Origin of the sequence: Mesorhizobium neociceri (assembly GCF_013520985.1) — a bacterium.
Classification (GTDB): Bacteria; Pseudomonadota; Alphaproteobacteria; order Rhizobiales; family Rhizobiaceae; genus Mesorhizobium; species Mesorhizobium neociceri.
On the sequence record NZ_JACDTY010000001.1, the window covers coordinates 239,131 to 251,736 of the forward strand.

The 12,606-nt window shown below is 63.4% G+C and carries 12 protein-coding genes; 11 read left to right on the forward strand and 1 reads right to left on the reverse strand.

The features are described from left to right. Nucleotides 1-2: 2 nt before the first annotated feature. From araH to H0241_RS01075, 4 genes are read left to right on the forward strand one after another with little or no spacing between them, the layout of a single operon-like run. Entirely contained in the window at nt 3-953 is a 951-nt protein-coding gene (gene araH / locus H0241_RS01060; protein WP_181055581.1) for an L-arabinose ABC transporter permease AraH, read from the forward strand. 24 nt (nt 954-977) lie between these two features. After that, entirely contained in the window at nt 978-1,757 is a 780-nt protein-coding gene (locus H0241_RS01065; protein WP_181055582.1) for an SDR family oxidoreductase, read from the forward strand. 4 nt (nt 1,758-1,761) lie between these two features. Continuing rightward, entirely contained in the window at nt 1,762-3,474 is a 1,713-nt protein-coding gene (gene araD, locus H0241_RS01070) for an L-arabinonate dehydratase (protein ID WP_181055583.1), read from the forward strand. Nucleotides 3,475-3,483: 9 nt separating this feature from the next. Next, nucleotides 3,484-4,389: a dihydrodipicolinate synthase family protein gene (locus tag H0241_RS01075; RefSeq protein WP_181055584.1), complete on the forward strand. Its 906-nt coding sequence runs from the start codon at nt 3,484-3,486 to the stop codon at nt 4,387-4,389. 52 nt (nt 4,390-4,441) lie between these two features. Here the strand turns inward: H0241_RS01075 and H0241_RS01080 are convergent, their stop codons facing one another. Then, nucleotides 4,442-5,389 carry a GlxA family transcriptional regulator gene (locus H0241_RS01080; RefSeq protein WP_181055585.1) on the reverse strand — a complete coding sequence of 316 codons (948 nt, stop codon included), beginning with the start codon at nt 5,387-5,389 and terminating at the stop codon, nt 4,442-4,444. Nucleotides 5,390-5,476: 87 nt separating this feature from the next. Between H0241_RS01080 and H0241_RS01085 the strand changes: the two genes are divergently transcribed. The 7 genes from H0241_RS01085 (at nt 5,477) to H0241_RS01115 (ending at nt 12,602) form a co-directional block, all read left to right on the forward strand. Next, nucleotides 5,477-6,184 carry a DJ-1/PfpI family protein gene (locus H0241_RS01085; RefSeq protein WP_181055586.1) on the forward strand — a complete coding sequence of 236 codons (708 nt, stop codon included), beginning with the start codon at nt 5,477-5,479 and terminating at the stop codon, nt 6,182-6,184. Between the two features lie 121 nt (nt 6,185-6,305). Then, nucleotides 6,306-7,040, forward strand: coding sequence for a FadR/GntR family transcriptional regulator (locus H0241_RS01090; protein WP_181055587.1), 735 nt, complete (start codon nt 6,306-6,308; stop codon nt 7,038-7,040). Further along, on the forward strand, nt 7,037-8,233 hold the full coding sequence (locus H0241_RS01095) for a PLP-dependent transferase (RefSeq protein ID WP_181055588.1): 1,197 nt from the start codon (nt 7,037-7,039) through the stop codon (nt 8,231-8,233). The genes H0241_RS01090 and H0241_RS01095 overlap by 4 nt, the downstream gene beginning before the upstream one ends. A 26-nt stretch (nt 8,234-8,259) precedes the next feature. After that, on the forward strand, nt 8,260-9,537 hold the full coding sequence (locus H0241_RS01100) for an ABC transporter substrate-binding protein (RefSeq protein ID WP_181055589.1): 1,278 nt from the start codon (nt 8,260-8,262) through the stop codon (nt 9,535-9,537). A 222-nt stretch (nt 9,538-9,759) separates the two neighbouring features. After that, complete coding sequence (locus tag H0241_RS01105; RefSeq protein ID WP_181055590.1) at nt 9,760-10,683, forward strand: carbohydrate ABC transporter permease; 924 nt, start codon at nt 9,760-9,762, stop codon at nt 10,681-10,683. Continuing rightward, entirely contained in the window at nt 10,683-11,531 is an 849-nt protein-coding gene (locus H0241_RS01110) for a carbohydrate ABC transporter permease (RefSeq protein ID WP_112562064.1), read from the forward strand. Before H0241_RS01105 ends, H0241_RS01110 begins: the two co-directional genes overlap by 1 nt. 3 nt (nt 11,532-11,534) lie before the next feature. Next, complete coding sequence (locus tag H0241_RS01115; protein ID WP_181055591.1) at nt 11,535-12,602, forward strand: ABC transporter ATP-binding protein; 1,068 nt, start codon at nt 11,535-11,537, stop codon at nt 12,600-12,602. Nucleotides 12,603-12,606: the final 4 nt, after the last annotated feature.

The following is a 12,606-nucleotide window of genomic DNA, read 5'->3' on the forward strand; positions in this document are numbered from 1 at the left end:
CCATGACCGACCAGTTGAAGAAAATCCTGCTCGGCGAACAGGGCCTCGTCGTCATCTTCATCGTCGCCTTTGCTCTGGTGTCGCTGCTGGTGCCGAACTTCCTCACCGACCGCAACATGCTTGGCCTGCTGCAGTCGGTGGTCACCGTCGGCATCGTCGCCTGCACCATGATGTTTTGCCTCGCCGCGCGCGACTTCGATCTGTCGGTCGGCTCGATCGTCGCCTTTGCCGGCATGGTCGCGGTGATGGCGTCGAACGCCACCGGTTCGATCCTGCTTGGCCTCCTCGCAGCAATTGCCTGCGGCGCCTTCGTTGGTTTCATCAATGGCGTCGTCATCGCCAAATTCCGCATCAACGCGCTGATCACGACGCTGGCCACCATGCAGATCGTGCGCGGCTTTGCGCTGATTGCATCGGACGGCCGCGCGGTCGGCATCAACAGCCCGGATTTCTACCAGCTGGCGCTGTCGAAGCTGCTCGGCATTCCGACGCCGATCTGGGTGTTGGCCGTGCTGTTCTGCATTTTCGGCTTCGTCTTGAACCGTACCGTGTTCGGCAAGAACACGCTGGCCATTGGCGGCAATCCGGAGGCGTCGCGGCTGGCCGGCGTCAATGTCGACTGGACGCGCATCTGGATCTTTGCGCTGCAGGGCGTGGTCTGCGGCATTGCCGGCATCCTCTTGGCATCGCGCATCACGTCGGGCCAGCCCAATGCTGCGGTCGGGCTTGAACTCTCGGTCATCTCGGCTTGCGTGCTCGGTGGCGTCTCGCTTGCCGGCGGCCGTGCCACCATGTCGGGCGTCATCGTCGGCGTGCTGATCATGGGCATTGCCGAGAACGCCATGAACCTGCTCAACATCCCGGCCTTCTACCAGTACATTGTGCGCGGCGTGATCCTGCTGCTTGCCGTGCTGCTCGACAATCTGCGTTCGTCGGCACTGGGCCGGCGCTGACCATCTTCCAGTGGAGTGACAGCCATGGCTGGGCGCCTGTCCGGTAAACGCATCTTCCTGACCGGCGCCGCACAAGGCATCGGGCTCGCCATCGCCGAGGCCTGCCTGGCCGAGGGGGCAAAGCTGTTCCTGGTCGACCGCGATGGTGCGCTGCTGGACAAGACGGTTGCCGGTCTTGCCGCACCGCGCGCTCATCTCGGGCACATTGCTGCCGACATCAGCGACGGGGTCGCGATTGCTGCTGCGGTCAGGCAAGCAGCCGAAGCGATCGGTCCCATCAACGCACTGATCAACAACGCCGGGATGAATGTGTTCTCCACCCCGCTCGAGGCGACTGAGGAGGAGTGGAACCATAATTTCGACGTCAACGTAAAAGGCGCCTGGAACTGCAGCAAGGCGGTGCTGCCGGGCATGATCGCAAGCGGTGGTGGCGCGATCCTCAACATCGCCTCGACGCACAGCTTCACCATCATTCCGCACACGTTTCCCTATCCCGTCGCCAAGCATGCGCTGCTTGGGCTGACCAAATCGCTGGCGCTGGAATATGCGGGGCAGGGCGTGCGCGTGAACGCACTGGCGCCGGGCTATGTCGAGACGCAGAAGGCGACCGACTATTGGAACAGTTTTGCCGACCCGGCGGCCGCGCGGGCCAAGACGCTGTCGCTGCATCCCGGCGGCCGCATCGCCTCGGCGCGCGAGATCGCGCTGGCCGCCGTGTTCATGATTTCCGACGAGTGCCCGTTCATGAACGCGGCCACTCTCGTCGTCGATGGCGGGCTCAGCCAGCTGCAGCATCCCGCCTGACATCATGACCAAGAGACGATCGCAGCACTGGTTCGGCGGGCAGGGCAAAGATGCCTTCATCCACCGCAGCTGGATGAAGAACAACGGCCTGCCCGACGATGCTTTCGACGGCCGTCCGGTGATCGGCATCTGCAACACATTTTCAGAATTCACGCCCTGCCATGTCCATTTCCGCGGCCTGATCGAGCACATCAAGGCGGGTGTCCTAGAGGCCGGTGGCCTGCCGCTGGAGTTCCCGGTGTTTTCGTGCGGCGAATCCAATCTGCGGCCGACGGCGATGTTGTTTCGCAACCTCGCTTCGATGGATGTCGAGGAGGCGATTCGCGGCAATCCGATGGACGGCGTCGTGCTGATGGCCGGCTGCGACAAGACCACGCCATCACTGGTGATGGGGGCTGCCTCCTGCGACCTGCCGGCGATCGTCATCTCCGGCGGGCCGATGCTCAACGGCCGCTTCCAGGGCCGCGCGATCGGCTCCGGCACGGATGTCTGGAAATTCTCGGAGGATGTCCGCGCCGGGGTGATGAGCGAACAGGATTTCGCCGATGCCGAAAGCGCCATGTCGCGCTCGCCGGGCCACTGCATGACCATGGGCACGGCCTCGACCATGGCCTCGATGGTCGAGGCACTTGGCCTGGCGCTGCCGGGCAATGCCGCCTATCCTGCGGTCGATGCGCGCCGCAACCGCATCGCCCGTATGACGGGGCGGCGCATCGTCGAGATGGTCAATGAGGATCTGCGCCCGTCGGCCATTCTCAAGAAGGCGGCCTTCGCCAACGCCATTCGCGTCAATGGCGCGATCGGCGGCTCGACCAATGCGGTCGTGCATCTGCTGGCGATTGCCGGCCGCGTCGGCGCCGAGCTGACACTGGACGACTGGGACCGGTATGGCCGCGATGTACCGACCATCCTCGACCTGATGCCGTCCGGCCGCTTCCTGATGGAGGATTTCTGCTACGCCGGCGGTATTCCGGTTGTCATGAAAGAGATCGCCGACATGCTCGATCTCGATGCGCTGACGGTGACCGGCAACAGCGTGCGCGACAACATCGCCGATGCCAGGAATGACAATCCGGAGGTGATCCGCCCGCGCGACAAGGCGCTTACGCAGCAGGGTGGTATCGCGGTGCTGCGCGGAAATCTGGCGCCTGACGGCGCCATCATCAAACCGTCGGCCGCCTCGCCAGCGCTGATGAAGCATCGTGGCCGCGCCGTCGTGTTCGAGGACATCGACGACTACAAGGCGCGTGTCGACGATCCGGCGCTCGACATCGACGAGAGCTCGATCATGGTGCTGAAGAATTGCGGGCCGAAGGGTTATCCCGGCATGGCCGAGGTCGGCAACATGGCGCTGCCGCAGAAGCTGCTCAAGCAGGGCGTGCGCGACATGATCCGGATTTCCGACGCCCGCATGTCGGGCACTGCCTTCGGCACGGTGGTGCTGCATGCTGCGCCGGAAGCTGCCGTCGGTGGGCCGCTGGCGCTGGTCCGGAGCGGCGACATCATCGAGCTCGATGTCGAGGCGCGAAAGCTGCATCTCGAAGTCTCGGAACAGGAGCTGGCGCGGCGGCGTGAATCCTGGCAGCCGCCCACACCGGCGATGCGAGGAGGCTATCAGAGCCTTTATGTCGACCGCGTGCTGCAGGCCGATCGTGGCGCCGACCTCGATTTCCTTGTCGGCAGTCGCGGCCACGCCATTCCGCGCGAAAGCCATTGAGGCCGACCGATGCCGAATTTCCGGCCTGACGATTTCCACGGCATTCACGCCATTCTCTACGCGCTCTTCGACGAACAGGAAAAACTCGACCGCGCGGCGATGCGCAGGCAAGTCGAGATCTGCCTGGCGACCGGCGTGCACGGCATGGCGGCGCTTGGCTTGGCGACGGAGGTTGCCAAACTGACAGAGGCCGAGCGGCGGACGATCATGGATTGGACGGCGGAGGATATCGCGGGCAAGGTGCCGCTCGCCTTCACCATTTTCGGCTCATCAGTGGCTGAACAGGTCGCGCAGGTGCGGCACGCCGAAAGCGTCGGCGCCGATTGGGTGATCCTGCAGCCGCCACCGGTTGGCTCCTATGGAGCGCCGGAATGCATCCGCTTCTTCGGCCGCGTCGCAGAGGCCACCGACCTGCCGGTGGCGATCCAGAACGCGCCGGCCTTTTTCGGCCGCGGCCTGACAGCGGACGAAATCCGCGACCTCGTCACGCTTCATCCCAACATAAGGCTGGTCAAGGGCGAGGGGCCGGTCACCGACATTGCCGGATTGATCGAGCGTACCGAAGGCCGCATTCCTGTCTTCAACGGGCGTGGCGGGCTGGAGCTTATCGACAATTTCCGCATCGGCTGCCGCGGCATGATTTTGGCGCCTGACTGCATCGACCTCGCCGTGCGTGCCTATGAGGCGTTCCGCGCCGGCAATGAAGCCGTGGCCGAGGCCGAGTACGCAAAAATACTGCCGGCGGCCGTCTTCGTCATGCAAGGCATCGAGAACCTGATCTGCTACGGCAAGAGACTGTTCGGCGCTCGTGCCGGCGTGCCGATACACGACCGCGCGCCGGCAATGCGGCCAAATGAGGTCGGCCTTGCGATGGTCGAGCGCTTTGCATCCCACCTGGGCAAATTACCGGGATAGGGGCTCTATCCCTGCGGCGTCGACGCCGCGCTGATGGAGCGAGCAGCCGCGATCAGAAACGCTCGCGATAGGCGCGCGGATTGGTGCCCAGCACGCGCAGAAAGCCGCGCCGCATCGTCTCTTCCGAACCGAAACCGCAGCGGCGTGCCGTCTGGTTGACGGGCTGGCCCCGCTCCAGCATCCGTCGCGCCGCCTCGATCCGGATCTCCTCGATTGCGCGGGCAGGTGTCCGGCCGGTGGCCTCGCGATAGCGCCGTGAAAAACTGCGCGGGCTCATATTGGCGTGGTCGGCCAACTGCGTCAGCGACAGGTCGCCTGCTAGATTTTCGAGGATCCAGCCATGCAGCCGGTCGAAGCGCCCGTCGCCTTGCTGCAGCTTGAGCGTCTGGCTGAATTGCGCCTGGCCGCCGGGACGTTTCAGGAAGACCACCAACTCGCGCGCCACGCTGAGCGCCGTATGCCGGCCAAGATCGGCCTCGACGAGGGAGAGGGCGAGATCGATACCGGCCGTCACGCCGGCCGATGTCCAGACATTGCCGTCACGAATGAAGATTGGGTCGGGTTCGAGGCGAACCGACGGAAAGCGCCGGGCGAACTCCGCGCAGCGTCCCCAGTGGGTCACCGCGCGACGGCCGTCGAGCAGGCCTGCCATCGCCAGCAGCATGGCGCCGCTGCAGACGGACGCGGTTCGTGTGGCATTGCGCGAGCGGCTGGCGATCCATTGGACCAGCTTGGCATCTTCGCAGGCCGCATTGACGCCCCATCCGCCGGGCACGACCAGCGTGTCGATCTCACCTCCGTGGGTTGGCAGCGCCGCTGCCTCCAGCACGAGACCGGCCGATGTCGTGATCCTTGGCGTGGCGGCGACCATCACGACCTCGTAGGGCGCTGGTTCTCCGGCCTGCCTCTTGAAGTCGTTGGCGCTGGCAAAGACCTGAAGCGGTCCGCTGACGTCGAGGAGCTGGATGTCGGGATAGGCAAGCACTTCGATACGGCGCATTGGGTTTGGCCTGAAACGAGGGGTGAATGGCAATCGTGCCAAACCATGATGCCGTAGATTGCCTGAAGTCAACCCGCGGAGATTTCCATGCCCCTTCGTTTCGGCATCCTCGTATTTCCCAACGTCCAACAGCTCGACCTCACCGGCCCCTACGAGGTCCTTGCGTCCACCAACGGCGCCGAGGTGGATTTGATCTGGAAGGATCGCAACCCGGTGATGTCGTCGACGCACCTCTCGCTTACCCCGACTGCGACCTTCGACGATTGCCGGCCTCTCGACGTGCTGTGCATTCCGGGTGGGGGCGGGGTCAACGCGCTGCTGGAGGACCAGACAGTCCTCGATTTCGTGTGGGAGCGCGCGGCGCAGGCGCGCTACATAACCTCGGTCTGCAGCGGCGCCCTGGTGCTCGGTGCGGCCGGGCTGCTGAAGGGCAAGCGCGCGACCACGCACTGGTATGCGCATGATTTCCTTGAAGAGTTCGGGGCGATCCCCGTCGATGAACGTATTGTCGAGGACGGCAAGCTCATTACCGCCGGCGGCGTCACTTCCGGCATCGATTTCGGGCTGGCGCTGGTTGCGAGGCTGCTTGGACAGGAGGAGGCTGAGATCGTGCAGCTCTCGCTCGAATATGCCCCGGCTCCTCCTTTCCGGTCGGGCACGCCTGCCGAGGCTTCGCCTGTCGTGCTGGCGCAGGCAAAGGAGCGGCTTGCGGGTTCGAGGCGCGTTCGCGAGGAAATGTTCGCTCGCTGGCGCGAGGCTCGCGCGGCCGCCGCACCGGCGCGCATCCACGGCTGAAGCGACAGGGCCGAAGGCGCCTATCTCTGGCCTTCGGCCCACCTGCGTTTCCACTGTTGACACGTCCCTTCGTCTGTGTAGAAATTGGTTGGACCATTGAACCACTTGAGTTTCCGCTGGCGTGACCGAATTCAGCCTTCCGCCGATCCAGACGACGGCCCGCGACGATGCGGTGCTGAAGGCTTTGGCCGGCTTTGTCATGCGCGAAAAGCTGGAGCCGGGAGAGAGACTGCCGACCGAGCGTATCCTCGCCGAGCGCCTTAAGGTCAGCCGCAACACGGTGCGCGAGGCGCTGACGCGCTGGGAAGGGCTTGGCCTGGTCGAGCGCCGGCAGGGCTCAGGCACCTACCTCAAGGCCGCCGTCTCGCTCGACATGCTGCACATGCCGCTGACGCTTGCCGGCGGCAATGATTTTACCGGCCTGATGCGCACGCTGGAAATCCGCCGCGCACTGGAGGCGGAAGCCGCCGCGCTTTGCGCCATTCGCGCCGACGAAGACGATCTCGCCGAGATCGAGCGCAAGCTCGACATCATGGAGGAAGAGTTTCTCAGCCGGGCCGGCATGTCGTCGGAAGAGGACTGGGAATTCCATCAGGCGATCTACCGCGCCTGCGGCAATCCGCTGTTCGAGCAGATCATCGCCGCCATGCACGAGTTGTTCCACCGCTTCTGGGAACATCCGCTTGGCGTGCGCGATTTCGGCCACGCCAGCTTTCCCTACCACCGCACCATGTTCAATTGCATCGCTGCGCACGACCCGGAAGGCGCCCGGGCCGAGGCGCTGAAGCTGATCGCCACGGTCGAGGACGATTTGAAGCGCGGTGCCGCCAACCTCAAACTTTCGGACCGCAAATGAACGAGCACAGCTTCGATCCAGGCATTTCCGGCAGCGACTATCTCGCCGAGGCGGCGACCCTTCTGGCGCATGACGACCCGTTCCCCGGCAATGCCGTGGTGCCGCCGATCTACCAGACCTCGCTGTTCACCTTCGCCAGCTATGCCGAGATGGCAGACACCTTTGCCGGCCGCAGAAAGCAGCCGATCTATTCGCGCGGCGACAATCCGACGGTGATGGAATTCGAGGCGCGGGTCGCAGCACTTGAAGGCGCTGAGGCCGCGCGCGGATTCTCTAGCGGAATGGCGGCAATCAGCTCTACCGTGCTTGCCTTCGTCGGCGCCGGCGAGCGTATCGTTGCTGTGCGCAACTGCTATGGCGACGCCTACCGGCTGTTCGAGCGGCTGTTCCCGCGCCTGAACATCAAGGTCGACTATGTCGACGGTTCCGATCCGGATGCGGTCGCTGCCGCACTTCCCGGCGCGAAACTGCTCTATCTGGAAAGCCCGACCTCGATGATGTTCGAGCTCCAGGATCTGGCGCATCTGACGCGGCTGGCGAAAGAGCAAGGCATAGTCACCACAATCGACAATTCCTGGGCGACGCCGGTTTTCCAGAAGCCGATCCGGCACGGCGTCGATCTGGTGCTGCATTCGGCCTCGAAATATCTCGGCGGCCACAGCGACACCGTCGCCGGCGTGGTGGCGGGTTCGGCCGCTCATATCAAGCACATCAACGACCAGACCTACTCCCAGCTCGGCGGCAAGCTGTCGCCTTTCGAAGGCTGGCTGCTGTTGCGCGGCCTGCGCACGCTGCCGCTGAGGCTGCCGCACCACATGAAGAGCGGGCTCACCATCGCCGAGCGGCTGAAGGCGCATGACAAGGTCGAGCGCGTCAACCATCCCGCCTATTCCAACCATCCCGGCAAGAAAACGCTTGCCGGCTATGCCGGGCTGTTCTCCTTCGAGGTGACGGAGGATGTCGATATTCCCGCTTTCGTCGATGCGCTGAAATTCTTCCGTATCGGCGTCAGCTGGGGCGGCCATGAAAGCCTGGTCGTGCCGGCAAAGGCCTCGCTAGAGCAGACGCCGGGTCTCAATTCGATGGCGCGCTTCGGCGTCAGCCCCCGAACCATCCGCTTCAGTGTCGGATTGGAAAGCGTCGAAGACCTCTGGGCCGACATCGCCCAGGCCTTCGACAAAGCAAAAAAATAACTGGGTTCAAAATGGGAGTTCTGAACATGAGAAGACTGACAGTCATGCTTGCCACCGCTGCCGGCCTGGCGATTTCCGCCAGTGGCGCGCTGGCCGACACCACCCTCAAGTTGGTCGAGGTCATCACCAGCCCGCAGCGCACAGAATTTCTGAAGAAGCAGATCGCCGACTTCGAGGCGGCCAATGCAGGCGTCAAGGTCGAGGTGGTCTCGCTGCCCTGGGGCCAGGCGTTCGAGAAATTCCTCACCATGGTGCAGGCCGGCGATACGCCCGACATCGTCGAGATGCCGGAGCGCTGGATGGGCCTCTACGCCACCAATGGCCAGCTCGAGGATCTCGGGCCCTTCATGGCCAAGTGGGACGACGCCAAGACACTGGGCGACCGCGCCAAGCAGTTCGGCTCGACGGTCAACAACACCCAGTTCATGATCCCTTACGGCTACTATGTGAATGCGCTGTTCTGGAACAAGAAGCTGTTCAAGGAAGCCGGTCTCGACGGCCCGCCGGCGACGCTCGACGACTTCATCGCCGATTCGAAGAAGATCTCCGCCATTCCGGGCAAGTACGGCTATTGCTTGCGCGGCGGTCCGGGCGCCTTCAACGGCATGCACATGTTCATGAACATCGCCGCCGGCAAGGGCGGCTATTTCAACGAGGACGGAACCTCGACCATCAATGACGAGGGCTCGGTCAAGGGCCTGCAGATGCTGGCCGACATGTACAAGGACGGCCTTGCGCCGAAGGATGCGGTGAGCTGGGGCTTCAACGAAACGGTCACCGGTTTCTATTCCGGCACCTGCGCCATGCTCAACCAGGATCCGGATGCGCTGATCGGCATTGCCGACAAGATGAGCGCCGATGATTTTGCCGTGGCGCCGCTGCCGGTCGGACCGAGCGGCAAATCCTATCCGACGCTGGGCTATGCCGGCTGGGCGATGTTCGCCAATTCGCAGCACAAGGACGATGCCTGGAAGCTGATGGCGACACTGTTGTCGCCCAAGGACAATCTGGAGTGGGCCAAGGAAGTCGGCGTCGTGCCGATCCACAACGGCGCCGACCAGGACGCTCATTTCAAGACCGAGCAGTTCAAGGGCTGGTTCACCGAGCTCAGCGACACCTCCAAATATGAAATGGTGACGCCGCCGACGCATCTGGAAAACCTCGGCAACTTCGTCGACCAGGTGGCGATCAAGAACTTCCAGGAAGTGCTGCTCGGGCAGAAGACGGCCAAGGAGGCGGCCGACGCATGGGCCACCTTCCTGACCAAGGAACAGCAGGACTGGCTGGCCAAGAACAAGAAGTAGGCGCCCTTTCCCTTCTCCCCGTTTCACGGGGAGAAGGTGTCACGAAGTGACGGATGAGGGGCAGCGCTATCCTCCGAAGGCTCGCGCTGCCCCTCATCTGCCTGCCCGTCCTCCGCCGCAGCTGCGCTGCAGCTACGGAGGGTGGACCGGCATCTTTCCCCGTGATGGGGAGGACGCTTGTCGCCAATTCCGGCGCTCCTCCAGGAGACGATTTAGCACCCGATGACCTACGCCGCGTCCGAAATACGATCCGCAGGCCGGCCGCGAAAGAAGCGGCTGACGCATGCCGCCATCGAGCCCTGGCTTTATCTCTCGCCGGCGATCGTTCTGCTGGTTGTGGTGCTGCTGGTGCCGTTGATCATCGGTATCAGCTATTCCTTCCGCAAATTCTCGGCCTTCAAATCCGAATATGTCGGCCTCGGCCAATATCAGGCGATGCTGACCGACCAGGTGCTGGGGCAGGCGCTGGTCAACACGCTGTGGTGGACGGTGGCCAGCCTGTTCTTCCAGTTCTTCCTTGGGCTCGGCCTGGCGCTGCTGCTCGACAAGCCGTTTATCGGACGCAAGTTCGTGCAGGCAGTTGTCTTCCTGCCCTGGGCGGTGCCGTCCTTCCTGTCGGGCCTGACCTGGGCATGGCTGTTCAACCCGATCATCGGGCCTTTGCCGCACTGGCTCTTCGGGCTCGGGCTGAAGGCAGAACCGACCAATGTCTTGTCTGATCCCGCCACCGCGATGTGGGGGCCGATCATCGCCAACATCTGGTTCGGCATTCCGTTCTTCGCCATCACGCTGCTCGCGGCATTGAAGTCGATCCCGTCGGAACTGCATGAGGCGGCGGCCATTGACGGCGCTTCGCCCTGGCAACGCTTCACCAAGGTGACGCTGCCCTTCCTGGCGCCGACCATCGTTATCACCGTCATGCTGCGCACGATCTGGATCGCCACCTTCGCTGATTTGATCTTCGTCATGACCGAAGGCGGGCCGGCGGGCTCGACCAGCACGGTGCCGGTCTACATCTATGTCAGCGCCTTCAAGTCTCTGGACAAGGGTTATGCCTCGGCGGTGGCGGTGCTGCTGCTGGTGCTGCTCATCGCATATGCGATCGCGCTGATCGCTATCCGCCGCTTGCTGGTGAGGCACGTCTGATGATCGCCGGACGCTCCACCTCCTCGCGCATTTTCAGCGGTATCGGCCTCTACGCGGCGATTGCCGCCTACATGATCTTTGCGCTGTTCCCGATCTTCTGGACGCTGAAGATATCGGTGACGCCGGAGCGGCTGCTCTATTCCGAAGGCATCACTTTGTGGCCCTCGGAAACGACATTCCGCAACTTCATCACCGTGCTCGAAGCCTCTGACTTCCCCCGCTATTTCCTCAACAGCGTCATCGTCTCGGTGTCGACAGCGGCATTCGTCACCGTCATCGCCACGCTTGCCGGCTACGCCATGTCGCGCTTTACCTTTCGCGGCAAGGCGACGCTGGCGATCATGCTTTTGCTGACGCAAACCTTCCCGCTGGTGATGGTCATTCCGCCGATCTACCGCGTCATGGGTGAACTCGGCCTGACCAACAGCCTGGTCGGGCTGATCATCATCTACACCGCCTTCAACACCGCCTTCGCCACCTTCCTGATGCAGTCCTTCTTCGACGGCATTCCCAAGGATCTGGAGGAGGCGGCGATGATCGACGGCTGCACGCGGGCGCAGGCGATGCGCAAGGTGATCGTGCCGTTGACCTTGCCTGGCATGGGCGCCACGCTCGGCTTCGTCTTCACCGCTGCGTGGAGTGAACTGCTGTTCGCGCTGATGCTGATCTCCAGCGACGACCAGAAGACGTTCGCCGTCGGCCTGCTCACCTATATCGGCAAGTTCGCCGTCGACTGGGGGCAGATGATGGCGGCGTCGATCCTGGCGCTGATCCCGGTCTGTATCTTCTTCGCCTTCCTGCAACGCTATCTCGTCACCGGCCTGACCGCCGGCGCGGTCAAAGGATAATCGATGGCTTCCGTCACGCTGCAAAATGTCGAGAAGGACTATGGTTCGCTGCGCATCCTGCACGGCGTCGACCTCGAAATCGCCGATGGCGAGTTCGTCGTGCTGGTCGGCCCGTCCGGCTGCGGCAAGTCGACCTTGCTGCGCATGATCGCCGGGCTGGAGGAGGTGTCGGGCGGCGAAATCCGCATCGGCGAGCGGCTGGTCAACGATGTCGCGCCGAAGGACCGCGACATCGCCATGGTGTTCCAGTCCTACGCGCTCTATCCGCATATGGATGTGTCGTCGAACATGGGCTTCAGCCTGCTTTTGAAGAAGGCGGAGAAGACGACGATCGACGGTAGGGTAGGGGCAGCAGCCAAGCGGCTTGGCCTCGACAGTTTCCTCGGCCGGCTGCCGCGGCAATTGTCCGGCGGGCAGCGCCAGCGCGTCGCCATGGGCCGCGCCATCGTGCGCGATCCGAAAGTGTTCTTGTTCGACGAACCGCTGTCGAACCTCGACGCCAAACTGCGTGTGCATATGCGCGCCGAGATCAAGGCGTTGCACCAGCAGCTCAAGACCACTTCGGTGTATGTCACCCACGACCAGATCGAAGCCATGACGATGGCCGACCGCATCGTCGTCATGCATGACGGCTACGTGCAGCAGGTCGGCCATCCCCTGGAACTCTATGACCGGCCGATCAACACCTTCGTTGCCGGCTTCATCGGCTCGCCCGGCATGAATTTTCTGCCGGCAACGGTGGCCAAGGGCGGCAAGGTGGATGCGGTGCTGGCCGATGGCCAGAAGCTGAGATTGCCTGACGGCTTGCCCTTGAAGGATGGTGACAAGCTCACCGTCGGACTGCGGCCGGAACACATCCAGCTTGCCGACGATGGTCCGCTCAAGGCAGAGGTCGAGGTGGTCGAGCCGCTCGGCCTGTCGACACAGTTCTATGTCAGGTTCGCGGACCAGCAGATTTGCGTCTTCGTCATGGGACGCAGCAATGTCCGGCCGGGCGATACGGTGCGGCTGTCAGCCGATCCGGCTGCGCCGCATCTGTTCGATCCTGCGACCGGCAATCGCATCGGATGAGAGT